Raw genomic sequence first — 24,467 nt, forward strand, 5'->3', positions numbered from 1 at the left:
GGTGTGTAAATATCACCTGTCACTTTGGAGGATATGAAATATGTCTTATGAAAAAGTAGCACAGGCTGAAAAGATTATTATTGGTACAAAGCAAACAGTGAAAGCTCTGAAAAATGACACTGTAAAGGAAGTTATCATTGCAGTGGATGCTGACCCGAAAGTGACAAACAAAGTGGTTCAGCTGGCTGAAGAGAAAGAAGTTCCTTTAATTAAGGTCGATTCTATGAAGAAGCTCGGAAAAGCTTGCGGAATAGAAGTTGGAGCGGCAGCTGTTGCAATTATAAAATAAACATTGTTTTTGTAGATTTCTGCAAAAACAATTGTTTTTACCAAATTATGAACCGCCTGGATGTGTGGGTTTGAAAAAACGTTTGAAGGGAGGAAATGTATATGCCTACAATTAACCAATTAGTGCGAAAAGGCCGCACGCGCAAAGTAGTAAAATCAAAATCTCCTGCGTTAAACAAAGGATACAACAGCTTCAAAAAAGAACAAACAAATTTATCTTCGCCGCAAAAACGAGGAGTATGTACACGTGTTGGAACAATGACACCTAAAAAACCAAACTCAGCTCTTCGTAAATATGCACGTGTCCGCTTGTCAAACGGAATTGAAGTAACAGCTTATATTCCGGGGATCGGACATAACCTGCAAGAGCACAGCGTTGTGCTAATCCGCGGCGGACGTGTAAAAGACTTGCCTGGTGTCCGCTATCATATCGTACGCGGAGCTCTTGACACAGCTGGAGTTGAAAACCGTAAGCAAGGCCGTTCCAAATATGGAACGAAACGTCCTAAAAACTAAAAGATAATATAATAAATACAGAATGAAGGGAGGAATTTAGTGATGCCACGTAAAGGACCTGTACCAAAACGTGACGTACTACCAGATCCAATTTACAATTCAAAATTAGTAACTCGTCTGATTAATAAAATCATGATTGACGGTAAAAAAAGCAAAGCGCAAAAAATTCTTTACAATGCATTTGATATCGTGAGAGAACGAACTGGCAAAGATCCAATGGAAGTGTTTGAACAAGCATTGAAAAATATTATGCCAGTATTAGAAGTTCGTGCACGCCGAGTAGGGGGCGCAAACTACCAAGTACCTGTAGAGGTTCGTCCTGAACGCCGCACAACTTTGGGTCTTCGCTGGTTAGTAAACTATGCCCGTCTTCGTGGTGAAAGAACGATGGAAGAACGTCTTGCGGCTGAAATCATTGACGCAGCAAACAACACAGGTGCGGCAGTGAAAAAGCGTGAAGATACACATAAAATGGCTGAAGCGAATAGAGCATTTGCACATTACCGCTGGTAATAAACATAATATTTATCAATACCCATGAAGGAAGGAGAAATTACCCGATGCCAAGAGAGTTCTCCTTAGAAAAAACTCGCAATATCGGTATTATGGCGCACATTGATGCTGGTAAGACGACAACAACTGAGAGAATTTTGTTCTATACAGGCCGCATTCACAAAATCGGGGAGACTCACGAAGGAGCTTCCCAAATGGACTGGATGGAGCAAGAACAAGAACGCGGTATTACCATTACATCTGCCGCTACAACAGCTCAATGGAAGGGACATCGGATCAATATTATTGATACGCCAGGGCACGTAGACTTCACGGTTGAAGTTGAACGTTCTTTGAGAGTCCTAGACGGAGCAGTTGCAGTTCTTGATGCTCAGTCTGGTGTTGAGCCGCAAACGGAAACAGTTTGGCGCCAAGCAACAACATACGGAGTGCCGCGCATTGTATTTGTTAACAAAATGGATAAAATCGGCGCAGACTTTTTATACTCTGTCAAAACACTTCACGATCGCTTAGAGGCTAACGCACACCCTATTCAGCTCCCGATTGGAGCAGAAGATCAATTTGAAGGTATCATTGACCTTGTGGAAATGAAAGCATATTACTATCTGGATGATCTAGGTACGCGTTCGGAAGCTCGTGAAATTCCAGACGAGTATAAAGAACAAGCAGAAGAGCTGCACACTCGATTGATTGAAGCAGTTGCAGAGCTTGATGAAGAATTGATGATGAAGTACCTTGAAGGAGAGGAAATTTCCGTTGACGAGTTGAAAGCAGCTATCCGTAAAGGTACTTGTAACGTTGAGTTTTATCCTGTTTTATGCGGCTCAGCTTTTAAAAACAAAGGCGTGCAGCTAATGCTGGATGCGGTAATTGATTACTTGCCATCGCCAATCGATGTGCCACCGATAAAAGGCGTCATCCCTGATACAGAGGAAGAAACAGTTCGCAAATCAAGCGACGATGAACCATTTGCTGCATTGGCGTTTAAAGTAATGACAGACCCATATGTAGGAAAATTAACTTTCTTCCGCGTATATTCAGGAACATTAAGTTCCGGTTCATACGTATCCAATTCCACAAAAGGTAAACGTGAACGGATTGGACGTATTCTACAAATGCACGCGAATCACCGCGAAGAAATTCCAATGGTATATGCAGGTGATATTGCTGCTGCAGTTGGTTTAAAAGATACAACAACTGGAGATACTCTATGTGATGAAAATCATCCGGTTATTTTAGAATCGATGGAGTTTCCAGAGCCTGTTATCAGAGTTGCGATTGAACCTAAATCAAAAGCAGACCAAGACAAAATGTCAACAGCATTGCAAAAACTATCTGAAGAAGACCCAACATTCAAATCGCATACGGATCCGGAAACTGGCCAAACAATTATTGCCGGTATGGGCGAACTTCACCTTGACATTATCGTTGACCGTATGAAACGTGAATTTAAAGTTGAATGTAATGTAGGTGCGCCACAAGTTGCGTATCGCGAAACATTCCGCTCATCCGCACAAGTTGAAGGTAAATTCGTACGTCAATCAGGCGGACGCGGACAATACGGTCACGTTTGGATCGAATTCAGTCCAAATGAAGAAGGAAAAGGATTTGAATTCGAAAACGCAATTGTCGGTGGTGTCGTTCCACGCGAGTACATCCCAGCGGTTCAGGCTGGTTTGGAAGATGCTATGCAAAACGGTGTGCTTGCAGGCTATCCGTTAATTGACATTAAAGCTAAACTTTTTGATGGGTCTTACCACGATGTTGACTCAAGTGAGATGGCGTTTAAAATTGCCGCTTCACTTGCCCTTAAAAATGCTGCTCAAAAATGTAACCCGGTACTCCTTGAGCCAATTATGAAAGTTGAAGTAATTGTACCTGAAGAGTACATGGGAGACATCATGGGTGATATCACTTCACGCCGTGGACGTGTGGAAGGAATGGAAGCACGTGGAAATGCACAAGTTGTAAAAGCAATGGTTCCACTTGCTGAAATGTTTGGTTATGCAACCGCACTTCGTTCCAATACACAAGGACGCGGTACATTTACGATGCACTTCGATCATTACGAAGAGGTGCCTAAAAACATTGCAGAAGAAATTATCAAAAAAAATAAAGGCGAATAATTGATTTTCAACCATTGTTCAAGTATAAATACTTATGTAGCCCTTGGATGCGGATGCACTTGCGCCGCCTCCAAGTATTCTATATATTTATTTAAAATGAAACATATTTTTTTAAGGAGGAAAAATTACTTATGGCTAAAGCGAAATATGAACGCTCTAAACCACATGTTAACATTGGTACAATCGGCCACGTTGACCATGGTAAAACTACTTTGACTGCAGCTATTACTACTGTTCTTGCAAAACAAGGTAAAGCTGAAGCTCGTGCATATGATCAAATTGACGGTGCTCCAGAAGAGCGTGAACGCGGAATCACGATTTCAACTGCACACGTAGAATACGAAACTGACAACCGCCACTATGCACACGTTGACTGCCCTGGACACGCAGACTATGTTAAAAACATGATCACTGGTGCTGCTCAAATGGACGGCGCTATCCTAGTTGTTTCTGCTGCTGACGGTCCTATGCCGCAAACTCGTGAGCACATTCTTTTATCTCGCCAAGTAGGTGTGCCTTACATCGTTGTATTCTTAAACAAATGCGACATGGTAGACGACGAAGAATTATTAGAACTAGTTGAAATGGAAGTTCGTGACCTTCTTTCTGAATATGACTTCCCTGGCGACGATGTACCTGTTATCAAAGGTTCTGCGCTTAAAGCACTTGAAGGAGATGCTGAATGGGAAGAAAAAATCATTGAATTAATGAACGCAGTTGACGAATACATCCCAACTCCAGAACGCGATACAGAAAAACCTTTCATGATGCCTGTTGAAGACGTATTCTCTATCACTGGTCGCGGTACAGTTGCAACTGGTCGTGTAGAACGCGGCGTTGTAAAAGTTGGTGACGAAGTAGAAATCGTTGGTTTAGCTGAAGAATCTAAGAAAACAACTGTTACTGGTGTTGAAATGTTCCGTAAGCTTCTTGATCAAGCTGAAGCTGGAGACAACATCGGTGCTTTACTTCGCGGTATCGCACGTGACGAAGTAGAACGCGGTCAAGTTTTAGCAAAACCTGGTTCTATCACACCGCACAAAAAATTCAAAGCACAAGTTTACGTTCTTTCTAAAGAAGAAGGTGGACGTCATACTCCATTCTTCTCTAACTACCGTCCACAATTCTATTTCCGTACTACAGACGTAACTGGAATTATCACTCTTCCAGAAGGCGTAGAAATGGTAATGCCTGGAGATAACGTTGAAATGACTGTTGAACTCATTTCTCCAGTTGCGATTGAAGACGGTACGAAATTCTCTATCCGCGAAGGCGGTCGTACTGTAGGTGCAGGATCTGTTTCAGCTATCCTTGACTAATTGAAAAAAGCGAGTCGAATAGGCTCGCTTTTTTTATTATAAATATGAAGTCTGCAAAGCATTAACTTTTAAAGAAACAACACTAAATTTTATAGGAAATCCTGAATTTTTCTTGCATTAGACACCTGTTTTTTATATAATGTATACCGTTGGTCTTTGACTGCGATGAAGCGGGAGGTTGCTGATACACCCGGCCGCTTTGCCATGGCGGGCGTACAGGAAATTCTCGTGGAGAATTGTCTATGGAAAGTAGGCGAAAAGGAGGGAAAATAATGGCAAAACAAAAAATTCGAATTCGATTAAAAGCGTATGATCACAGAATCCTTGATCAATCTGCCGAAAAAATTGTGGAAACTGCAAAACGTTCGGGAGCAAATGTTTCTGGTCCAATTCCGCTACCGACTGAAAAAACAGTTTATACAATTCTTCGAGCAGTGCACAAATATAAAGATTCTCGTGAACAATTTGAAATGCGTACACATAAACGTTTAATCGATATTGTCAACCCTACACCGCAAACGGTTGATGCGTTAATGCGTTTAGATTTGCCTTCTGGTGTAGACATTGAAATTAAACTGTAACGATAGATTAAAACATTTGAAATTTAGGAGGTGTGACTCATGACCAAAGGAATCTTAGGAAGAAAAATTGGAATGACGCAAGTATTTGCAGAAAACGGTGAATTAATTCCTGTTACTGTAGTTGAAGCATCCCCAAACGTCGTTCTTCAAAAGAAGACTGTTGAAACAGACGGCTACGATGCGATTCAACTAGGTTTTGAAGACAAGCGTGAAAAGCTTGCAAACAAGCCGGAAAAAGGTCACGCTGCAAAAGCAAATACTGCTCCTAAGCGCTTCATTCGTGAAGTTAGAGGTGCTAATGTAGACGAGTATGAAATTGGTCAAGAGGTTAAAGTAGACATTTTTTCTGCTGGGGAACTTGTTGATGTGACAGGTATTTCTAAAGGGAAAGGATTTCAAGGTGCGATTAAACGTCACGGACAATCACGTGGCCCAATGTCTCACGGTTCACGGTACCACCGTCGTCCTGGTTCAATGGGAGCCATTGCACCAAACCGTGTTTTTAAATCAAAAGAACTTCCTGGAAGAATGGGCGGTGAACGCGTAACCGTTCAAAATCTTGAAGTTGTAAAAGTAGATGCTGAACGCAATCTTCTTTTAATCAAAGGGAATGTTCCGGGACCGAAAAAATCATTAGTTATTATTAAATCTGCAGTAAAAGCGAAGTAATTTCAACAGGAAAGGAGGAAACGGAAAAATGCCGAAAGTTACGTTATATAACCAAAACGGATCAGCAGTTGGCGAAATCGAATTAAATGATTCTGTTTTTGGTATTGAGCCGAATAAACACGTATTATTTGAAGCTGTCATTATGCAAAGAGCTTCTCAAAGACAAGGCACTCATAAAGTAAAAAACCGTTCTGAAGTTAGTGGCGGTGGCCGTAAGCCATGGCGTCAAAAAGGTACAGGACGCGCACGTCAGGGATCCATCCGTTCACCTCAATGGCGCGGAGGTGGGACAGTATTTGGACCAACACCTCGCACATATGCATACAAATTACCGAAAAAAGTCCGCCGCTTAGCAATCAAATCAGCTTTATCTTCTAAAGTTCAAGAGAACAATATTGTTGTATTAGAAGATTTAGTGTTGGAAGCTCCAAAAACGAAAGAAATGGCTGGAATTCTCAAAGGGCTTTCCGTTGACAGAAAAGCGCTGATTGTAACAGGAGACGAAAACGAAAATGTAATCCTGTCTGCACGCAATATTCCAGGTGTAACAGTTGTTACGGCTAATGGAATCAACGTGTTGGATGTGTTGAACCATGATAAACTTGTTATTACAAAAGCAGCGGTGGAAAAAGTAGAGGAGGTGCTTGGATAATGAAGGATCCTCGAGATATTATTAAGCGCCCCATCATCACTGAACGTTCAATGGATCTAGTAGCTGACAAAAAATATACATTTGAAGTAGATGTGAAAGCAAACAAAACAGAAGTGAAGGACGCTATTGAAAAAATTTTCGATGTCAAAGTTGAAAAAGTCAACATTATGAATTACAAAGGAAAACTTAAACGTGTTGGCCGGTTCAGCGGTTTGACAAATCGCCGTAAAAAAGCAATCGTGAAATTAACGGCAGACAGCAAAGAAATCGAATTGTTCGAAGCATAATTTTGAAAGTGAAGGAGGGAAACTGAGATGGCGATTAAAAAATATAAACCAACCTCTAACGGTCGCCGCGGCATGACAGTATCTGATTTTGCTGAAATCACTACTGACAAGCCGGAAAAGTCGTTGCTTGCTCCGCTTCATAAAAAAGCAGGACGCAACAACCAAGGTAAGCTAACTGTTCGTCATCAAGGCGGAGGCCATAAACGTCAATATCGTATTATTGATTTTAAGCGCGATAAAGATGGAATACCAGGACGCGTTGCTACTATTGAGTACGATCCAAACCGCTCCGCAAACATTGCATTAATTAACTATGTTGACGGAGAAAAACGCTATATTCTGGCTCCTAAAAACTTAAAAGTAGGAATGGAAGTAATGTCAGGACCTACAGCTGATATTAAAGTTGGAAACGCACTTCCTCTTCAAAATATCCCAGTAGGTACTGTCATTCATAACATCGAATTAAAACCAGGAAAAGGCGGACAATTGGTTCGTTCTGCAGGTACTTCAGCTCAAGTGCTTGGTAAAGAAGGAAAATATGTATTAGTTCGTTTAGCTTCTGGTGAGGTCCGCATGATTTTGGCAACTTGCCGTGCCACTGTCGGCCAAGTAGGGAATGAGCAGCATGAATTAATTAATATTGGTAAAGCAGGACGTTCCCGCTGGTTAGGCAAACGTCCAACAGTTCGCGGATCTGTTATGAACCCTAGCGATCACCCGCACGGTGGGGGAGAAGGAAAAGCACCTATTGGTCGTAAATCTCCTATGACGCCTTGGGGTAAACCGACTCTTGGGTTTAAAACTCGCAAAAAGAAAAACAAATCCGATAAATTTATCGTTCGCCGTCGTAAAAAATAACGGGGTTGTTCTACGGTTCATCAGAACCGTAGCGCAATCACGAAGGGAGGTAACATTATGGGTCGTAGCTTAAAAAAAGGACCATTCTGCGATGATCATTTAATGAAAAAAATCGAAAAATTAAATGAAACTGGAAGCAAACAAGTCATCAAAACTTGGTCTCGCCGTTCAACTATTTTCCCATCTTTCATCGGTCATACCATTGCGGTCTATGATGGAAGAAAACATGTTCCGGTATACATTACTGAAGACATGGTAGGACATAAGCTTGGAGAGTTTGCTCCAACTCGTACTTACAGAGGCCATGCCGGCGATGACAAGAAGACAAAACGCTAATATGAGAGGAGGATTTTAGGATGCAGGCTAAAGCTGTTGCGAGAACAGTACGAATTGCTCCTCGTAAAGCTCGTTTAGTTATTGACTTAATCCGAGGAAAGCAAGTTGGTGAGGCAATTGCCATTCTTCGCCATACACCTAAAGCTGCTTCACCAATTATTGAAAAAGTGTTAAAATCGGCTGTTGCAAATGCAGAGCATAACTATGACATGGACGGAAACAATTTATATATTGAAAAGGCTTATGTTGATGAAGGACCAACTTTGAAACGCTTTAGACCACGTGCACAAGGTAGAGCGAGCCAAATCAACAAACGCACAAGCCATATTACGATCATTGTTTCGGAAAAAAAGGAGGGATAATTAGTGGGTCAAAAGGTAAATCCAGTCGGTCTTCGAATTGGCATCATTCGTGATTGGGAATCGAAATGGTATGCAGAAAAAGATTATGCAGACCTGTTACATGAAGACCTCAAAATTCGTGAATACATTAATAAACGTTTAAGCGATGCATCCGTTTCCCGCATTGAAATTGAACGTGCGGCAAACCGTTTAAATATCACTATCCACACAGCTAAGCCAGGAATGGTTATCGGTAAAGGTGGTACAGAGGTCGAAGCTTTAAGAAAGGCTTTGAACCAACTAACTGGCAAACGTGTGCACATTAATATTTTAGAAATTAAAAAAGCTGATTTAGATGCAAAACTTGTTGCGGAAAATATTGCACGTCAGCTAGAAAACCGCGCTTCGTTCCGTCGTGTTCAAAAACAAGCGATCCAACGTGCAATGCGCGCAGGTGCATTAGGTATTAAAACAATGGTATCCGGCCGTCTTGGTGGTGCAGATATCGCACGTTCTGAACATTACAGTGAAGGAACGGTACCGCTTCATACTCTTCGTGCAGACATCGATTACGGAACTGCAGAAGCGGATACAACGTACGGAAAATTGGGCGTAAAAGTTTGGATTTATCGTGGAGAAGTTCTTCCAGCTAAAAAGAACAATGAGGAAGGAGGCAAATAATTATGTTAATGCCTAAACGCGTAAAATATCGTAGAGAACATCGCGGGAAAATGCGCGGACGTGCAAAAGGCGGCACTGAAGTTCATTTCGGTGAATATGGCATTCAAGCTCTTGAGCCTGCTTGGATCACCAACAGACAAATTGAAGCAGCACGTATCGCGATGACGCGTTATATGAGACGTGGCGGAAAAGTTTGGATTAAAATTTTCCCGTCTAAACCATACACGGCTAAGCCTTTAGAAGTACGGATGGGTTCCGGTAAAGGGGCACCTGAAGGCTGGGTTGCCGTAGTGAAGCCGGGTAAAGTATTGTTCGAGGTTGCGGGTGTTTCTGAAGAAGTTGCACGTGAAGCACTGCGTCTTGCATCTCATAAATTACCGATCAAAACAAAATTTGTAAAACGTGAAGAAATTGGTGGTGAATCAAATGAAAGCTAAAGAAATTCGTGATCTAACCACTGCCGAAATTGAACAAAAAGTGAAATCTTTAAAAGAAGAATTGTTTAACTTGCGCTTCCAACTTGCGACTGGTCAGCTTGAAAATACTGCCCGCATCCGTGAAGTACGCAAAACGATTGCTAGAATGAAAACTATTATTCGCGAAAGAGAAATTGCTGCAAACAAATAATCGTGAGAGGAGGTTTGCCAAATGAGTGAACGCAACAAGCGCAAAGTTTATACTGGACGCGTCGTGTCGGATAAAATGGATAAGACCATCACTGTTCTTGTTGAAACTTATAAAAAACACCCGCTTTATGGAAAACGCGTGAAATATTCTAAAAAGTTCAAAGCTCATGATGAGCAAAACAAAGCGAAAGTCGGCGATATCGTTCGCATTATGGAAACTCGCCCGCTATCTGCAACAAAACGTTTCCGTTTAGTTGAAATTGTAGAAGAAGCAGTTATTATTTAATTTGGTTCGGATGAAAAAAATTCCGAAGGGAGGTCACGAACATGATTCAACAAGAATCTCGTTTAAAAGTTGCTGATAACTCTGGTGCACGTGAATTGTTAACAATTAAAGTTCTTGGCGGATCTGGTCGTAAAACAGCAAATATCGGTGATATTATTGTCGGTACGGTTAAACAAGCAACACCAGGAGGCGTTGTTAAAAAAGGTGATGTAGTAAAAGCTGTTGTTGTGCGTACAAAACGTGGTGTGCGCCGTCCTGACGGTTCGTACATTCGTTTTGACGAAAACGCATGCGTCATCATCCGCGAAGACAAAAGCCCAAGAGGTACTCGTATTTTTGGACCGGTTGCGCGTGAACTTCGCGATAAAAACTTTATGAAAATCGTTTCTCTTGCTCCAGAAGTACTTTAATTATGAGTTTGGCTTACCAAGGAGGTGTGTAATCGATGCATGTTAAGAAGGGTGACAAAGTAATGGTGATCGCCGGAAAAGATAAAGGAAAACAAGGCGTGATCCTTGCAGCATATCCGAAAAAGAACCGCGTGCTTGTGGAAGGCGTGAACATCGTGAAAAAACATGCGAAGCCTTCTCAAGATAATCCACAAGGCGGAATTATCAGTAAAGAAGCGCCTATTCATGTATCAAATGTAATGCCATTAGATCCAAAAACAGGTGAACCGACTCGTGTCGGTTATAAAATTGTGGACGGCAAAAAGGTGCGTGTAGCAAAAAAATCAGGTGAAATTTTAGATAAATAATTTGGAAGGGAGGTCTATTTATGAACCGCCTTAAAGAAAAATACGTAAAAGAAATCATACCTGCACTAATGAACAAGTTTAACTATAAATCTGTTATGCAAGTTCCTAAAATCGAAAAAATTGTCATCAATATGGGCGTCGGTGATGCAGTCCAAAATGCGAAAGCGCTGGACAGTGCTGTTGAAGAATTAACTCTCATTTCTGGTCAAAAACCTGTAGTGACTCGTGCGAAAAAATCCATTGCCGGCTTCCGGCTTCGTGAAGGAATGCCGATCGGCTGCAAAGTTACGCTTCGTGGAGAGCGTATGTACGATTTCTTTGACAAATTGATTTCCGTTTCTTTACCACGTGTGCGCGACTTCCGTGGTGTATCTAAAAAATCATTTGATGGCCGCGGCAATTATACGCTTGGTATTAGAGAACAACTTATTTTCCCAGAAATTGATTACGATAAAGTAAATAAAGTAAGAGGTATGGATATCGTAATCGTTACAACAGCAAAAACCGATGAAGAGGCTCGCGAGCTATTAACTCTGTTCGGCATGCCGTTCCAAAATAATCGCTAATTTAGATTGGAGGCGAAAATGTGGCTAAAAAGTCAATGATTGCGAAACAAAAACGCAAGCAAAAATTTAAAGTGCGTGAATACACACGCTGTGAACGCTGCGGCCGTCCGCATGCAGTCATCCGCAAATTTAAGCTTTGCCGTATTTGTTTCCGTGAACTTGCTTACAAAGGTCAGATCCCTGGCGTGAAAAAAGCTAGTTGGTAGTATCGATAAATGGGAAGGAGGTTATTTATAATGGTGATGACAGATCCTATTGCAGATATGCTTACTCGCATTCGCAATGCGAACATGGTTCGTCATGAAAAACTGGAAGTTCCTGCTTCCAAAATTAAACGGGAAATTGCTGAAATTTTAAAGCGTGAAGGGTTTATTCGCGATTATGAATATATTGAAGATAATAAACAAGGTATTTTGCGCATTTTCTTAAAGTACGGGCCTAACAACGAACGTGTTATAACTGGCCTTAAACGAATCAGCAAACCAGGCTTGCGCGTTTATGCAAAAGCTAATGAAGTGCCACGTGTGTTGAATGGATTAGGAATAGCAATCGTTTCGACTTCTCAAGGCGTTTTAACTGATAAAGAAGCGCGCGCGAAGCAAACAGGCGGAGAAGTGCTCGCATACGTTTGGTAATTTTTTAACACGAAATGGAGGTGTCATTCATGTCACGTGTAGGGAAAAAACCGCTTGAAATTCCTTCAGGTGTCACTGTTACGATTAATGGAAATACAGTAACAGTAAAAGGACCAAAAGGAGAATTAACCCGTACATTTCATCCAGATATGGATATAAAAGTTGAAGATCAAGTATTAACTGTTACTCGTCCATCTGACAATAAAGAGCACCGTGCTCTTCACGGGACGACTCGCAGCCTTCTTGCCAATATGGTTGAAGGTGTTTCCAAAGGCTTTGAAAAAAGTTTAGAACTGATCGGGGTCGGATACCGTGCATCAAAATCAGGAAAGAAACTAGTATTGAATGTCGGATACTCTCATCCAGTCGAATATGAACCTGAACAAGGCATTGAAATCGACGTTCCTTCTCAAACAAAAATCGTCGTTAAAGGTACAGATAAAGAGCGTGTTGGCGCAGTCGCTGCAAATATTCGTGCGGTTCGTCCGCCTGAACCATATAAAGGAAAAGGCATCCGCTATGAAGGAGAATATGTGCGCCGCAAAGAAGGTAAGACTGCTAAGTAATGCCGCATAAAGAAAGAAAGGAGTGACGTAGATGATTACAAAACCTAGTAAAAATGCGGTTCGCAAAACTAGACATGCACGCGTGCGTTCAAAGGTTTCCGGTACAGCCGCTCGCCCGCGTTTAAATGTATACCGCTCCAACAAGCACATTTATGCTCAAGTGATTGATGATACAAATCACCAAACGCTTGTGAGTGCTTCTACTTTGGATAAAGAGCTTAACTTGGAATCAACTGGGAATGTAGAAGCTGCTCAAAAGGTCGGCGAACTTGTTGCAAAACGTGCGCTTGAAAAAGGTATTAAATCTGTTGTGTTTGACCGTGGTGGATATTTATATCATGGACGTGTGAAGGCTTTAGCTGATGCAGCTCGCGAAGTTGGCCTTGAATTTTAATTGACAAAGGAGGGAAAAGTGATGCGTCGTATTGATCCAAGCAAACTTGAACTTGAAGAACGTGTTGTTACCGTAAACCGTGTTGCAAAAGTAGTAAAAGGTGGCCGTCGTTTCCGTTTTGCTGCTCTTGTTGTTGTCGGAGACAAAAACGGTCATGTAGGTTTCGGAACTGGTAAAGCGCAAGAAGTTCCTGATGCTATCCGCAAAGCAATTGAAGATGCAAAGAAAAACTTAATTGAAGTACCAATTGTAGGTACGTCCATTCCACACGAAGTAATCGGTAAATTCGGTGCAGGAAAGATTCTCTTGAAACCTGCTGTTGAAGGTACGGGGGTTATCGCTGGAGGACCTGTCCGTGCAGTACTTGAATTAGCAGGTGTTCACGATATCTTATCTAAATCTTTAGGCTCCAATACACCGATTAATATGGTTCGGGCAACAGTTGACGGGTTAAAGCAGCTGAAGCGTGTAGAAGATGTTGCTAAACTTCGTGGAAAAACGGTTGAAGAACTGTTAGGATAAGGAGGGAAAGACAATGGCAAAAAAATTGGCGATTACCCTCAAAAAGAGTGTAATTGGTCGTCCTGAAGACCAAAGAATAACCGTTAAAACATTAGGCTTGCGGAAATTGCATCAAACAGTTGTTCATAATGACAATCCGGCAATTCGCGGAATGATCAATAAAGTGTCACATCTCGTGAAAGTGGAAGAACAATAATCAAATAAGGAGGTGCCAAGGTTATGAAGCTTCATGAATTAAAACCGGCAGAAGGTTCTCGTAAAGAGCGGAATCGTGTTGGTCGCGGTATTGGTTCAGGTAATGGAAAAACTGCTGGACGTGGTCAAAAAGGACAAAATGCCCGATCTGGCGGTGGAGTTCGGCCTGGATTTGAAGGCGGTCAAACTCCTCTATTCCGTCGTTTGCCAAAACGTGGGTTTACAAACATTAACCGCAAAGAATATCAAGTTGTGAACTTGGACAAATTGAATCGTTTTGAAGACGGTACGGAAATTACTCCAGAGCTTCTTTTGGAAACAGGTGTTGTAAGCAAACTGAAAGCAGGTATTAAAGTGCTTGGAGACGGTAAATTAGAGAAAAAATTAACGGTTAAAGCACACAAATTTTCTGCTTCAGCAAAAGAGGCAATTGAAGCCGCCGGCGGTTCTGCTGAGGTGATTTAATGTTCAAGGCAATCTCCAATTTTATGCGCGTGGGTGACATTCGCAATCGAATCTTGTTCACCCTTCTTATGCTGGTAATTTTCCGGATCGGCACTTTTATCCCTGTCCCGGGTGTGAACGCAGACGTACTAAAAGCACAAGACCAATTGAACGTATTTGGCGTTTTGAACATTTTTGGAGGCGGGGCATTGCAAAACTTCTCCATTTTAGCAATGGGGATTATGCCTTACATTACTGCTTCAATCATTGTTCAGCTTCTGCAAATGGACGTTGTACCGAAATTTACAGAGTGGTCGAAGCAGGGTGAAGTAGGCCGCAGAAAGCTTGCCCAATTCACGCGTTATTTAACAATTATTTTAGGATTTATTCAAGCGCTGGCAATGTCATATGGCTTTAATAATATGGCCGGCGGTCTGTTAATCATAAACCCTGGCATTGGATACTATTTGTTGATCGCACTTGTTTTAACTGCGGGAACAGCCTTTTTAATGTGGCTTGGTGAGCAAATTACCGCAAAAGGCGTTGGGAACGGTATTTCTATTATTATCTTTGCTGGGATTGCTGCCGGCATTCCAACGGCAGTAAACCAAATTTATGCTCAACAATTTGCGGATGTTGGCGATCAGCTATTTTTAAGAATTGTAACTGTCGTTTTGCTTGTTCTTGCCGTTTTATTAGTTGTTGTAGCTGTTATTTTCGTTCAACAAGCATTCCGAAAAATTCCGATTCAGTATGCAAAGCGGCTTGCAGGTAGAAGTCCGGTTGGGGGACATTCAACGCATCTCCCATTGAAGGTTAACTCTGCTGGAGTCATTCCAGTCATTTTTGCAGTATCGTTTATTGTTACCCCCACTACGATTGCATCGTTCTTTGGACCAAATGATGTAACAAGATGGATTCAAAAAACATTTGATTACACGCAACCTATCGGGATGATCATCTACGTTGCATTAATTATCGCTTTCGCTTATTTCTATACATTTGTTCAAGTGAACCCGGAGCAAATGGCTGAAAATTTGCAGAAGCAAGGCGGCTATATACCGGGTATAAGACCAGGAAAAAGTACACAAGAGTACGTAACGAAAATTTTATACCGTTTAACATTTGTCGGTTCTATTTTTCTAGCAGTTGTCTCAATACTTCCTGTCTTTTTTATAAAATTTGCTGACTTGCCTTCTTCAGCACAAATAGGTGGAACAAGTCTCTTGATCGTTGTCGGTGTCGCTTTGGAAACTATGAAGCAGCTTGAGAGCCAGCTTGTCAAACGTCATTACAAAGGTTTTATGAAATAAGAGGTTTTGGGGCGATGAATGTCCCATTCCCTCGAAAAGCGTTTGAGGGGGAGAGTCCATGAATTTAGTATTAATGGGGCTGCCTGGGGCAGGAAAAGGAACACAGGCTGAAAAAATTGTTGAAAAATACAACATCCCGCATATTTCAACAGGAGATATGTTCAGAGCAGCTATAAAAGATGGAACCGAGTTAGGGTTACAAGCGAAGTCTTATATGGATAAAGGCGAATTAGTGCCGGATGAAGTTACGATTGGTATTGTTCGGGAAAGATTAGGCAAGAATGATACTGATAAAGGCTTTTTATTGGATGGTTTTCCGCGCACCGTTGCTCAAGCGGAGGCTTTGGAGCAAATTTTAAAAGAGCTTAATAAAGAAATTGATTATGTTATCAACATTCATGTTGACCAAGAAATTTTAATGGAACGGCTAACAGGACGAAGAATTTGCAAAAATTGCGGTGCAACGTACCATCTTGTATTCAATCCGCCAAAAGAAGAAGGAATTTGTGATAAGTGCGGAGGAAATTTATATCAACGAGCTGATGATAACGCTGAAACCGTTGGAAACCGTTTGGAAGTGAATTTGAAGCAGTCGAAACCGCTGCTTGATTTCTATAAATCTAAAGGCTATTTGAAAAATATTGACGGTCAGCAAGAGATTAACAAAGTATTTGAAGATATTTGCAACTTGCTTGGAGGCTTGGGTGAATGATTATTTGCAAAACAAAGCGCGAAATTGAAATTATGCGCGAGGCTGGACGGATTGTTGCTTTAACTCACCAAGAACTCCAGAAATATATTCAGCCTGGTATTACAACAAAAGAACTGGACAGAATTGCTGAAAAGTTTATACGTGAACATGATGCAATCCCCTCATTTAAAGGGTATAATGGTTTTCGCGGCAGTATTTGCACTTCCGTGAATGAAGAGCTTGTTCACGGAATACCTGGAGACCGTGTATTGCGTGATGGAGATATTATTAGTATTGACATTGGTGCGAAATACAACGGCTATCACGGGGACTCTGCATGGACTTATCCTGTCGGTACAATTTCCGAAGAAACACAGAAATTGCTTGATGTTACAAAAGAATCTTTATATAAAGGATTAGAAGAAGCAAAACCAGGGGGAAGACTTTCGAACATTTCTCATGCCATTCAAGTTTACGTCGAATCTCACGGTTTTTCCATTGTTCGTGAATACGTAGGTCATGGCGTAGGGCAAGACTTGCATGAGGATCCTCAAATTCCGCATTATGGTCCACCGAACAAAGGGCCAAGGCTGAAGCCCGGTATGGTTTTAGCGATTGAGCCTATGGTCAATGCGGGAAGCCGTTATGTCAGAACGTTAGCTGATAATTGGACTGTCGTGACTGTAGATGGCAAAATGTGTGCTCATTTTGAACATACAATTGCCATTACTGATACAGGTTATGAAATTTTAACAACACCCTAAGTGAAGGTGATGTGCGTGAGTGATCCTGAGTCGAGTCCGCAAATAGGTCAGTTTGTCTTGATTACGAAAGGGAGAGAAGCTGGCAAATATGCGATTGTCGTGAAAATTCTCGATGATCGATTCGTATTGATTGCCGATGGAGAAAAGCGAAAGTTTCATTCTCCAAAGAAAAAAAACATCCATCATCTTGAATTTTTTGATTGCGTATCTCCGGAAGTTCAGAACAGTATATTGGAAACTGGCCGTGTGACAAATGGCAAACTTCGATATGCAATAAGCCGATTTGTCAATGAACAAGTTACTGATTTGAGGAAGGGAGACAATTGAATGGCGAAAGACGATGTCATTGAAGTAGAGGGTACCGTTGTTGAGACGTTGCCTAACGCGATGTTTAAAGTAGAGTTGGAAAATGGTCATACCGTGCTGGCTCATGTTTCTGGAAAAATTAGAATGCATTTTATTCGTATTTTGCCGGGTGATAAAGTAACGGTTGAATTATCACCATATGATTTAACCCGCGGAAGAATTACGTATCGATATAAATAATTTGCACTCCGGATTATTAAGGAGGTTGGATAAACATGAAAGTAAGACCATCAGTGAAACCTATATGCGAAAAATGTAAAGTCATTCGCAGAAAAGGAAAAGTTATGGTTATTTGCGAAAATCCAAAACATAAACAAAAACAAGGTTAATTTTTGAAGGAGGTGCTCATATTATGGCGCGTATTGCTGGTGTAGATATTCCACGCGATAAACGCATTGTCATTTCTTTAACTTATATTTACGGAATCGGTCGTTCAACAGCTCAAAAAATTTTAGCTGAAGCTGGAGTTTCCGAAGATACTCGTGTTCGTGATTTAACAGAAGAAGAATTAGGAAGAATTCGTGACATTGTCGACACTTATAAAGTGGAAGGAGATCTTCGACGGGAAGTTTCTCTAAACATTAAGCGTCTCATTGAAATTGGCTGCTACCGTGGTATCCGCCATCGCCGTGGTTTGCCTGTTCGAGGCCAAAATACGAAAAACAACGCACGTACTCGTAAAGGACCGCGCCGTACGGTTGCTAACAAGAAAAAATAAGTAAAGGAGGTTAACTGTAAATGGCTCGTAAAACAAATACTCGCAAACGCCGCGTAAAAAAGAATATTGAGACAGGCATCGCACATATTCGATCAACCTTTAACAACACGATTGTCACTATTACTGATGTGCACGGCAATGCAATTGCTTGGTCAAGTGCCGGTGCATTAGGATTTAAAGGTTCTCGTAAGTCAACTCCGTTTGCTGCACAGATGGCAGCTGAAGCAGCTGCTAAAGCTTCTATGGAGCACGGAATGAAATCATTAGAGGTTTCTGTAAAAGGACCTGGCGCAGGCCGCGAAGCTGCGATTCGTGCTCTTCAAGCAGCAGGTCTTGAAGTGACATCTATTAAAGACGTCACACCTGTTCCACATAATGGATGCCGTCCGCCAAAACGTCGTCGTGTGTAATTTATCTGTATATATTTTGTAACCCTGTCAATAATGGGTTATGATACAGTTATAGATTCTAGCATTTATAAGATGTTGTTTGTGCACATTCGGGACTTTATGATTGGGGAATTTCGGTTAGACGCGTTTTCTCTTCTTTGTCTAGCCGGGGTTTCGACGTTTTGAAGGAGGGTTTTATTTAGAATGATTGAAATTGAAAAACCAAAAATCGAAACGGTTGAAATCAGTGATGACGCGAAATATGGTAAATTCGTTGTCGAGCCACTTGAGCGTGGATATGGTACAACTTTGGGTAACTCCTTACGTCGTATCCTATTATCCTCACTCCCTGGTGCCGCTGTAACATCTGTTCAAATTGACGGCGTCCTCCATGAATTTTCTACAATTGATGGTGTCGTCGAAGATGTTACAACGATTATTTTAAATTTAAAAAAGCTTGCTCTGAAAATTTATTCAGAAGAAGAGAAGACGCTAGAAATTGACGTACAAGGTGAAGGGCCCATTACGGCAGCAGATATAACTCACGATAGCGATGTTGAAATATTAAATCCTGATCTTCATATTGCAACTCTTGCGAAAGATGCTCATTTGCGGCTGAGAATGACGGCGAAGCGCGGGAGAGGATACAGCCCGGCTGAGGAAAATAAACGGGAAGATCAACCAATAGGTGTCATCCCAATCGATTCGATTTACACACCCGTTTCTAGAGTTTCTTATCAAGTGGAAAATACACGGGTTGGTCAAGTGACAGATTATGATAAGCTGACAATTGATGTTTGGACAGATGGAAGCATCGGTCCAAAGGAAGCTATCGCACTTGGCTCTAAAATTTTGATGGAGCACTTAAACATTTTCGTTAGCTTAACAGATGAAGCGCAAAATGTTGAAATCATGGTTGAAAAAGAAGAGGACCAAAAAGAAAAAGTGCTTGAAATGACGATTGAGGAACTTGACCTCTCTGTTCGTTCTTATAACTGTTTGAAACGTGCAGGTATTAACACAGTTCAAGAACTTGCGAACAAAACAGAAGAGGACATGATGAAAGTGCGTAATTTAGGACGCAAATCGCTAGAAGAAGTAAAACAAAAATTAGAAGACCTTGGTTTGAGTTTACGAAAAGACGATTAACTGATTTTTCAAAGTCTATATAGATCAACTTCCAACAAAGGAGGGAACATCACATGTCTTATAGAAAATTAGGACGTACTAGTGCGCAGCGTAAAGCAATGCTCCGTGACTTAGCAACGGACTTAATTATTAACGAACGAATTGAAACGACTGAAGCCCGTGCAAAGGAGCTTCGTGCTGTTGTAGAGAAGCTGGTTACTTTAGGTAAACGTGGTGATTTGCATGCTCGTCGCCAAGCAGCACAGTTTATTCGCAATGAGGTTGCGAAAACTGTGACAGTTTCAGGCCAAGACGGAAAGGAAAAAGAAAAACCTTTCTATGCATTGCAAAAATTATTTGATGAAGTGGCACCACGTTACCAAGATCGTCAAGGCGGCTACACACGAATTTTGAAAATGGGTCCTCGCCGTGGTGACGGAGCACCAATGGTTATCATTGAATTCGTGTAATTTAGATATAAATGAACTTCAAGGGCGGGACAGTTGTAATGACTGCATCTATGCCCTTTTTTATTTATCTTCAAGTACTTTACAAAGCGGATTGATTTTCTTTTGGCAGCCTCTGCATCTCATATTTATAGACATGATATTCGCGTTTACTTCATCTGTACTTGAGGCGGGAGGAGGGCATCTGTGGAACGGTCGATCATTCAAGTTCAACATGTAACATACCGCTATAATAAAGAAAGTGAAAAGCCTGCACTAACGGATGTTTCCTTTGATGTGTATGAAGGGGAATGGCTGGCCATCGTCGGACACAATGGATCAGGGAAATCAACATTGGCCCGGATGCTAAACGGTCTGCTGCTGCCTGACGAAGGAACCGTTACTGTATCAGGAATCACATTATCAGAAAAAACCATTTGGGATATTCGAAAACGGATTGGAATGGTGTTTCAAAATCCAGATAATCAATTTGTCGGCGCCACTGTACGGGACGATGTCGCTTTTGGTATGGAAAACATAGGTATACCGAGAGAAGAGATGGTAAAACGAATCGAATGGGCGACGAAAATTGTAAAAATGAATGAATTTTTAGAACGGGAACCTCATCATCTTTCTGGCGGACAAAAGCAGCGGGTCGCGATTGCAGGCGTTTTGGCTGTTCAACCAAGCATTATTGTTTTAGATGAAGCGACTTCAATGCTTGATCCAATTGGACGCCGGGAAGTAATTGAAACCATTTGGTCATTGAAAGAAAAAGGGCTTGTGACGGTCATTTCCATCACCCATGATTTGGAAGAGGCGGCCAAAGCAGATCGGATGATTGTAATGAATGGAGGCAAAAAATTTGTGGAGGGAACTCCGAAAGAAGTGTTTCGCTTGGAAGAGGAGCTGGTAAGCATCGGTTTAGATCTTCCGTTTTCTTACAAGCTGAGCAAACGGCTTCTTGAAAAAGGAGTGCCTTTAGCGACGCGACACCTTAATGTAGAAAGCTTGGTGGACGAATTATGGACATTAAAATCCGACAATTAGAACATCGTTACCAAATGAACACTCCTTTTGAACGGCTCGCTTTGTGTGATATCAATATGGATATCCATGAAGGAACATATTTGGCCGTGATTGGGCATACCGGGTCGGGAAAATCAACGATTTTGCAGCATTTAAACGGCCTGCTTTTGCCAACGAAAGGCTCTATTCAACTTGGAGACCGGCTGATTAAGGCAGGAGAAAAACAGAAAAACTTGAAATCTATCCGAAAAAAGGTCGGAATTGTCTTTCAATTCCCAGAGCATCAATTATTCGAAGAAACCGTCGAAAAAGATATAGCATTCGGTCCAATGAATTTTGGCGCATCGTTTGAAGAAGCGAAAAAAAAGGTAAAAGAAGTGCTGCCGCTTGTCGGTCTAGGAGAAGAAATCCTTCATCAATCCCCGTTTGAGTTAAGCGGGGGGCAAATGCGAAGAGTGGCGATTGCAGGTGTTTTAGCGATGGAGCCGGAGGTGCTCGTTTTAGATGAACCGACTGCTGGATTGGATCCAAAAGGCCGAAATGAGATCATGGAGCTTTTTTATCGTCTCCATAAAGAAAAAAAATTAACAACGATATTAGTAACGCATAGCATGGAAGACGCAGCCAAGTACGCTGATGAAATTGCCGTTTTGCACCAAGGGGAATTAAAGATGAAAGGGGCGCCAAAGGAAATATTCCGGTTGACTGGGGAACTGGAGCAGCTTGGGCTCGATTTGCCGGAATCAATTAAATTTGTCATGAAGCTTGAAGAAAAATTTTCTTTAACGGTTGAAGACAAGCCATTGACTTTAGAGGAAACGGCCGATTTCATTGAAGCCCTTTTAAAAGAAGGTGTCGTATATGATCGATAATATCATCATCGGAAAATATGTTCCTGGCAGCACAGTCATTCATCGAATGGATCCCCGTGCAAAACTGCTAACGATTTTTTTATATGTTTTTATCGTCTTTTTTGCCAATAACGGAATCACTTACTTTTTATTAGGATTATTTACGTTCATCATTATTTTGCTGACGAAGCTTCCGTTCTCTTTCTTATGGAACGGTTTAAAACCTGTTATATGGATCGTTGGGTTTACATTTTTGCTGCACATTTTAGTAACAAAAGAAGGGGACATGCTGTTTCGCTTCGGCTTTTTTTCCATTTATGAAGAAGGCTTGCGGCAAGGGTTTTTTATCTCTCTTCGGTTCATTTTCTTAATTTTTATGACAACGACATTGACCTTAACAACAACGCCTATCGAAATAACGGATGGAATGGAAAGTCTGTTAAAGCCTTTTAAAAAATTTAAACTTCCTGTCCATGAACTAGCATTAATGATGTCTATTTCTCTTCGCTTTATACCGACTCTGCTGGAGGAAACAGAAAAAATTTTAAAGGCGCAAATGGCAAGAGGGGTAGATTTTACGTCAGGGCCTGTAAAAGAGCGAATAAAAGCAATCGTTCCTTTGCTTGTACCACTTTTCATCAGCGCTTTTAAGCGGGCGGAAGAGCTTGCTACCGCTATGGAAGCCAGGGGGTATCGCGGAAGTGAAGGACGTACGAAAATCAGGCAGCTGAAATGGGGAGCGATTGATTCCATTATGATGGCCTCTATCCTGCTGTTATCAATTATTTTATTACTATTGCGTGCCTAGGAGTTTTAAAAATGAGGATTAAATGCACAGTTTCGTATGATGGATCAGGATTTAGCGGTTATCAGCGCCAGCCCGGCCTCCGGACAGTACAAGGAGAGATTGAGGAAGCATTAATGAAAATCCACAAAGGGGAGCGGATAAAAATTACTGCTTCCGGCAGAACAGACGTCGGCGTGCATGCTGTTGGACAAGTATTTCATTTTGATACAAGCCTCAAAATTCCGATGGAAAAATGGCCGATTGCTTTGAATACGATGCTTCCTCAAGATATTTCCATTCAAAATGCAGAGCTTGCCGATCAAGATTTTCATGCTAGATTTTCTGCAAAGAAGAAAGAATACCGCTACCGTTTGTATCGCAGTTTTCATCGAGATGTGTTCCGGCGTCATTATGCATACCATTTTCCAAATCCGTTAAATATTGAAATGATTCGAACTGCCTCCCGTTTCATTATTGGAACACATGATTTTACAAGCTTTTGCTCTTCTAAAACAGAAACGGAAAATAAAGTGAGAACTATTTATGAAGCGGATATATGGGAAGAAGGAGATGAAATTACGTTCCGTTTTGTCGGAAGCGGCTTCCTTTACAATATGGTTCGCATTTTAGTCGGAACATTGATTGAAGTAGGAGAAGGGAAGCGCAAGCCGGAAGAAATAAAACAAATTATCGCAGCCAAAGATAGATCAAGAGCCGGGAAAACAGTTTCTGGATGCGGTCTATATCTTTGGAAAGTTTATTATGACAACTAATCCAGGTGTAACATTTTCTTGACATTCATATCTTAAAAAGATAAGATAACATATGGTATGTATTTCAAGCCCCACGATTAGCCCCGGAAAATAATCGTGTTTTTGAAATAGACTTTTCGACATGAACGATTAAGGAGGGAAAACAATGCGTACAACGTTTATGGCAAAGCCGCATGAAGTTGAGCGCAAATGGTATGTTGTTGATGCAGCTGGCAAAACTTTAGGACGTCTAGCAAGCGAAGTTGCATCTATCTTACGCGGAAAACACAAACCAACGTTTACACCGCATGTAGATACAGGTGACCACGTAATTATTATTAATGCTGAAAAAATCGAATTAACTGGAAAAAAATTAACAGACAAAATTTATTATCGCCACAGCCAGCATCCTGGTGGTTTAAAATCAAGAACTGCATTAGAAATGCGAAACAACTATCCTGAAAAAATGCTGGAACTTGCTATTCGCGGAATGCTTCCAAAAGGTTCCCTTGGACGCCAAATGTTTAAAAAATTGCATGTTTACAGAGGAAGCGAACATCCTCATCAAGCACAGAAACCAGAAGTTTATGAACTTCGCGGATAATTTAATAAGGAGGTTATCATTTTGGCACAGGTTCAATACTACGGTACCGGTCGTCGCAAAAGCTCTGTTGCCCGTGTTCGGTTAGTTCCTGGTGAAGGCCGTATCGTAATTAATAAACGGAACATTGAAGATTACATTCCAACAAAAGCTTTGATTGAAGATATTAAACAACCGCTTGTTTTAACAGAGACAGTTGGCAATTATGATGTACTAGTAAATGTTAGAGGCGGCGGTTTCACTGGTCAAGCAGGCGCTATTCGCCACGGAATTGCTCGTGCACTTTTACAAGCTGATCCAGAATATCGCGGAACGTTAAAGCGTGCAGGCTTATTAACTCGAGATGCTCGCGTAAAAGAGCGTAAGAAATACGGTCTTAAAGGAGCACGCCGTGCACCGCAATTTTCAAAACGTTAATGATTCGAACCTTAAACCACAACAAATCGTTGTGGTTTTTTATTTGCAATTGGAAAG

41 protein-coding genes and 1 pseudogene are annotated in these 24,467 nt (G+C 41.4%); all 42 read left to right on the plus strand.

Annotation, left to right across the window (positions count from 1 at the left end; translation table 11 throughout):
* The first annotated feature begins 40 nt into the window (after positions 1-40).
* The 42 genes and pseudogenes from NSQ71_RS00690 to rpsI all read left to right on the plus strand — a co-directional run bounded on the left by NSQ71_RS00690 (position 41) and on the right by rpsI (position 24,410).
* Positions 41-289 carry a 50S ribosomal protein L7ae-like protein gene (locus tag NSQ71_RS00690; protein WP_063387152.1) on the plus strand — a complete coding sequence of 83 codons (249 nt, stop codon included), beginning with the start codon at positions 41-43 and terminating at the stop codon, positions 287-289.
* A 101-nt stretch (positions 290-390) separates the two neighbouring features.
* The gene (gene rpsL, locus NSQ71_RS00695) at positions 391-804 is read left to right on the plus strand and encodes a 30S ribosomal protein S12 (RefSeq protein WP_063387153.1); all 414 of its coding nucleotides are present in this window, start codon (positions 391-393) and stop codon (positions 802-804) included.
* A 42-nt stretch (positions 805-846) separates the two neighbouring features.
* On the plus strand, positions 847-1,317 hold the full coding sequence (gene rpsG / locus NSQ71_RS00700) for a 30S ribosomal protein S7 (RefSeq protein ID WP_063387154.1): 471 nt from the start codon (positions 847-849) through the stop codon (positions 1,315-1,317).
* Positions 1,318-1,364: 47 nt separating this feature from the next.
* Complete coding sequence (fusA, locus tag NSQ71_RS00705; protein ID WP_063387155.1) at positions 1,365-3,443, plus strand: elongation factor G; 2,079 nt, start codon at positions 1,365-1,367, stop codon at positions 3,441-3,443.
* A gap of 131 nt (positions 3,444-3,574) precedes the next feature.
* Positions 3,575-4,762: an elongation factor Tu gene (tuf, locus tag NSQ71_RS00710; protein ID WP_063387156.1), complete on the plus strand. Its 1,188-nt coding sequence runs from the start codon at positions 3,575-3,577 to the stop codon at positions 4,760-4,762.
* A 272-nt stretch (positions 4,763-5,034) separates the two neighbouring features.
* On the plus strand, positions 5,035-5,343 hold the full coding sequence (gene rpsJ / locus NSQ71_RS00715; RefSeq protein ID WP_063387157.1) for a 30S ribosomal protein S10: 309 nt from the start codon (positions 5,035-5,037) through the stop codon (positions 5,341-5,343).
* Positions 5,344-5,382: 39 nt separating this feature from the next.
* The gene (gene rplC, locus NSQ71_RS00720) at positions 5,383-6,012 is read left to right on the plus strand and encodes a 50S ribosomal protein L3 (protein WP_063387158.1); all 630 of its coding nucleotides are present in this window, start codon (positions 5,383-5,385) and stop codon (positions 6,010-6,012) included.
* A 28-nt stretch (positions 6,013-6,040) separates the two neighbouring features.
* On the plus strand, positions 6,041-6,664 hold the full coding sequence (rplD, locus tag NSQ71_RS00725; RefSeq protein ID WP_144597965.1) for a 50S ribosomal protein L4: 624 nt from the start codon (positions 6,041-6,043) through the stop codon (positions 6,662-6,664).
* Positions 6,664-6,951, plus strand: a complete 288-nt coding sequence (gene rplW / locus NSQ71_RS00730; RefSeq protein WP_063387160.1) for a 50S ribosomal protein L23 — start codon at positions 6,664-6,666, stop codon at positions 6,949-6,951. The genes rplD and rplW overlap by 1 nt, the downstream gene beginning before the upstream one ends.
* Before the next feature lie 27 nt (positions 6,952-6,978).
* Complete coding sequence (gene rplB / locus NSQ71_RS00735) at positions 6,979-7,809, plus strand: 50S ribosomal protein L2 (RefSeq protein WP_063387161.1); 831 nt, start codon at positions 6,979-6,981, stop codon at positions 7,807-7,809.
* Between the two features lie 57 nt (positions 7,810-7,866).
* Positions 7,867-8,145, plus strand: coding sequence for a 30S ribosomal protein S19 (gene rpsS, locus NSQ71_RS00740; RefSeq protein ID WP_063387162.1), 279 nt, complete (start codon positions 7,867-7,869; stop codon positions 8,143-8,145).
* Positions 8,146-8,165: 20 nt separating this feature from the next.
* Complete coding sequence (rplV, locus tag NSQ71_RS00745) at positions 8,166-8,507, plus strand: 50S ribosomal protein L22 (RefSeq protein ID WP_063387163.1); 342 nt, start codon at positions 8,166-8,168, stop codon at positions 8,505-8,507.
* Positions 8,508-8,510: 3 nt separating this feature from the next.
* Positions 8,511-9,167, plus strand: a complete 657-nt coding sequence (gene rpsC, locus NSQ71_RS00750; protein ID WP_063387164.1) for a 30S ribosomal protein S3 — start codon at positions 8,511-8,513, stop codon at positions 9,165-9,167.
* A gap of 2 nt (positions 9,168-9,169) precedes the next feature.
* Positions 9,170-9,604 carry a 50S ribosomal protein L16 gene (gene rplP / locus NSQ71_RS00755; RefSeq protein WP_063387165.1) on the plus strand — a complete coding sequence of 145 codons (435 nt, stop codon included), beginning with the start codon at positions 9,170-9,172 and terminating at the stop codon, positions 9,602-9,604.
* Positions 9,594-9,794, plus strand: coding sequence for a 50S ribosomal protein L29 (gene rpmC / locus NSQ71_RS00760; protein ID WP_063387166.1), 201 nt, complete (start codon positions 9,594-9,596; stop codon positions 9,792-9,794). Before rplP ends, rpmC begins: the two co-directional genes overlap by 11 nt.
* 21 nt (positions 9,795-9,815) lie before the next feature.
* Positions 9,816-10,079: a 30S ribosomal protein S17 gene (rpsQ, locus tag NSQ71_RS00765; RefSeq protein ID WP_063387167.1), complete on the plus strand. Its 264-nt coding sequence runs from the start codon at positions 9,816-9,818 to the stop codon at positions 10,077-10,079.
* Between the two features lie 41 nt (positions 10,080-10,120).
* Entirely contained in the window at positions 10,121-10,489 is a 369-nt protein-coding gene (rplN, locus tag NSQ71_RS00770; protein ID WP_063387168.1) for a 50S ribosomal protein L14, read from the plus strand.
* Between the two features lie 35 nt (positions 10,490-10,524).
* A complete protein-coding gene (gene rplX / locus NSQ71_RS00775) occupies positions 10,525-10,836 on the plus strand; it encodes a 50S ribosomal protein L24 (protein ID WP_063387169.1) in 312 nt (103 codons plus the stop codon).
* 20 nt (positions 10,837-10,856) lie between these two features.
* Positions 10,857-11,402, plus strand: coding sequence for a 50S ribosomal protein L5 (gene rplE / locus NSQ71_RS00780; RefSeq protein ID WP_063387170.1), 546 nt, complete (start codon positions 10,857-10,859; stop codon positions 11,400-11,402).
* Between the two features lie 20 nt (positions 11,403-11,422).
* Positions 11,423-11,608 carry a type Z 30S ribosomal protein S14 gene (locus NSQ71_RS00785; protein WP_063387171.1) on the plus strand — a complete coding sequence of 62 codons (186 nt, stop codon included), beginning with the start codon at positions 11,423-11,425 and terminating at the stop codon, positions 11,606-11,608.
* A 30-nt stretch (positions 11,609-11,638) separates the two neighbouring features.
* The gene (rpsH, locus tag NSQ71_RS00790; protein WP_063387172.1) at positions 11,639-12,037 is read left to right on the plus strand and encodes a 30S ribosomal protein S8; all 399 of its coding nucleotides are present in this window, start codon (positions 11,639-11,641) and stop codon (positions 12,035-12,037) included.
* A 29-nt stretch (positions 12,038-12,066) separates the two neighbouring features.
* Positions 12,067-12,603, plus strand: a complete 537-nt coding sequence (gene rplF / locus NSQ71_RS00795) for a 50S ribosomal protein L6 (RefSeq protein ID WP_063387173.1) — start codon at positions 12,067-12,069, stop codon at positions 12,601-12,603.
* A 31-nt stretch (positions 12,604-12,634) separates the two neighbouring features.
* Complete coding sequence (gene rplR / locus NSQ71_RS00800) at positions 12,635-12,997, plus strand: 50S ribosomal protein L18 (protein WP_063387174.1); 363 nt, start codon at positions 12,635-12,637, stop codon at positions 12,995-12,997.
* Positions 12,998-13,018: 21 nt separating this feature from the next.
* Positions 13,019-13,519 carry a 30S ribosomal protein S5 gene (rpsE, locus tag NSQ71_RS00805; protein WP_063387175.1) on the plus strand — a complete coding sequence of 167 codons (501 nt, stop codon included), beginning with the start codon at positions 13,019-13,021 and terminating at the stop codon, positions 13,517-13,519.
* Between the two features lie 13 nt (positions 13,520-13,532).
* A complete protein-coding gene (gene rpmD, locus NSQ71_RS00810) occupies positions 13,533-13,715 on the plus strand; it encodes a 50S ribosomal protein L30 (protein ID WP_063387176.1) in 183 nt (60 codons plus the stop codon).
* Between the two features lie 23 nt (positions 13,716-13,738).
* Positions 13,739-14,179 carry a 50S ribosomal protein L15 gene (gene rplO / locus NSQ71_RS00815; RefSeq protein WP_063387177.1) on the plus strand — a complete coding sequence of 147 codons (441 nt, stop codon included), beginning with the start codon at positions 13,739-13,741 and terminating at the stop codon, positions 14,177-14,179.
* A complete protein-coding gene (gene secY / locus NSQ71_RS00820) occupies positions 14,179-15,471 on the plus strand; it encodes a preprotein translocase subunit SecY (protein ID WP_340732355.1) in 1,293 nt (430 codons plus the stop codon). The genes rplO and secY overlap by 1 nt, the downstream gene beginning before the upstream one ends.
* 58 nt (positions 15,472-15,529) lie before the next feature.
* On the plus strand, positions 15,530-16,183 hold the full coding sequence (locus tag NSQ71_RS00825) for an adenylate kinase (RefSeq protein ID WP_117017137.1): 654 nt from the start codon (positions 15,530-15,532) through the stop codon (positions 16,181-16,183).
* A complete protein-coding gene (gene map, locus NSQ71_RS00830) occupies positions 16,180-16,926 on the plus strand; it encodes a type I methionyl aminopeptidase (protein WP_063387180.1) in 747 nt (248 codons plus the stop codon). Before NSQ71_RS00825 ends, map begins: the two co-directional genes overlap by 4 nt.
* 9 nt (positions 16,927-16,935) lie before the next feature.
* Positions 16,936-17,276, plus strand: a pseudogene (locus NSQ71_RS00835) (KOW motif-containing protein).
* Positions 17,254-17,472, plus strand: a complete 219-nt coding sequence (gene infA, locus NSQ71_RS00840; protein ID WP_003178377.1) for a translation initiation factor IF-1 — start codon at positions 17,254-17,256, stop codon at positions 17,470-17,472. The pseudogene NSQ71_RS00835 and the gene infA overlap by 23 nt, the downstream one beginning before the upstream one ends.
* Positions 17,473-17,507: 35 nt before the next feature.
* Positions 17,508-17,621, plus strand: a complete 114-nt coding sequence (rpmJ, locus tag NSQ71_RS00845; RefSeq protein WP_003156543.1) for a 50S ribosomal protein L36 — start codon at positions 17,508-17,510, stop codon at positions 17,619-17,621.
* A gap of 23 nt (positions 17,622-17,644) precedes the next feature.
* Positions 17,645-18,010: a 30S ribosomal protein S13 gene (rpsM, locus tag NSQ71_RS00850; RefSeq protein ID WP_063387182.1), complete on the plus strand. Its 366-nt coding sequence runs from the start codon at positions 17,645-17,647 to the stop codon at positions 18,008-18,010.
* Between the two features lie 20 nt (positions 18,011-18,030).
* Positions 18,031-18,420: a 30S ribosomal protein S11 gene (rpsK, locus tag NSQ71_RS00855; protein ID WP_063387183.1), complete on the plus strand. Its 390-nt coding sequence runs from the start codon at positions 18,031-18,033 to the stop codon at positions 18,418-18,420.
* Between the two features lie 183 nt (positions 18,421-18,603).
* The gene (locus tag NSQ71_RS00860; RefSeq protein ID WP_063387184.1) at positions 18,604-19,548 is read left to right on the plus strand and encodes a DNA-directed RNA polymerase subunit alpha; all 945 of its coding nucleotides are present in this window, start codon (positions 18,604-18,606) and stop codon (positions 19,546-19,548) included.
* Between the two features lie 53 nt (positions 19,549-19,601).
* Positions 19,602-19,997, plus strand: coding sequence for a 50S ribosomal protein L17 (rplQ, locus tag NSQ71_RS00865; RefSeq protein WP_063387185.1), 396 nt, complete (start codon positions 19,602-19,604; stop codon positions 19,995-19,997).
* Between the two features lie 183 nt (positions 19,998-20,180).
* Complete coding sequence (locus NSQ71_RS00870; protein WP_094244885.1) at positions 20,181-21,023, plus strand: energy-coupling factor ABC transporter ATP-binding protein; 843 nt, start codon at positions 20,181-20,183, stop codon at positions 21,021-21,023.
* Positions 20,999-21,874, plus strand: a complete 876-nt coding sequence (locus NSQ71_RS00875; RefSeq protein ID WP_340732365.1) for an energy-coupling factor ABC transporter ATP-binding protein — start codon at positions 20,999-21,001, stop codon at positions 21,872-21,874. Before NSQ71_RS00870 ends, NSQ71_RS00875 begins: the two co-directional genes overlap by 25 nt.
* The gene (locus NSQ71_RS00880) at positions 21,864-22,661 is read left to right on the plus strand and encodes an energy-coupling factor transporter transmembrane component T family protein (RefSeq protein ID WP_063387188.1); all 798 of its coding nucleotides are present in this window, start codon (positions 21,864-21,866) and stop codon (positions 22,659-22,661) included. Before NSQ71_RS00875 ends, NSQ71_RS00880 begins: the two co-directional genes overlap by 11 nt.
* A gap of 11 nt (positions 22,662-22,672) precedes the next feature.
* Positions 22,673-23,413, plus strand: a complete 741-nt coding sequence (gene truA, locus NSQ71_RS00885; RefSeq protein WP_340732367.1) for a tRNA pseudouridine(38-40) synthase TruA — start codon at positions 22,673-22,675, stop codon at positions 23,411-23,413.
* Between the two features lie 145 nt (positions 23,414-23,558).
* Positions 23,559-23,996 carry a 50S ribosomal protein L13 gene (gene rplM / locus NSQ71_RS00890; RefSeq protein WP_063387190.1) on the plus strand — a complete coding sequence of 146 codons (438 nt, stop codon included), beginning with the start codon at positions 23,559-23,561 and terminating at the stop codon, positions 23,994-23,996.
* A 21-nt stretch (positions 23,997-24,017) separates the two neighbouring features.
* Positions 24,018-24,410, plus strand: coding sequence for a 30S ribosomal protein S9 (gene rpsI, locus NSQ71_RS00895; protein WP_063387191.1), 393 nt, complete (start codon positions 24,018-24,020; stop codon positions 24,408-24,410).
* Positions 24,411-24,467 lie beyond the last annotated feature (57 nt).

It is taken from the genome of Aeribacillus sp. FSL M8-0235, assembly GCF_038000355.1.
In the GTDB taxonomy this organism is placed as follows: Bacteria; Bacillota; Bacilli; order Bacillales; family Aeribacillaceae; genus Aeribacillus; species Aeribacillus composti.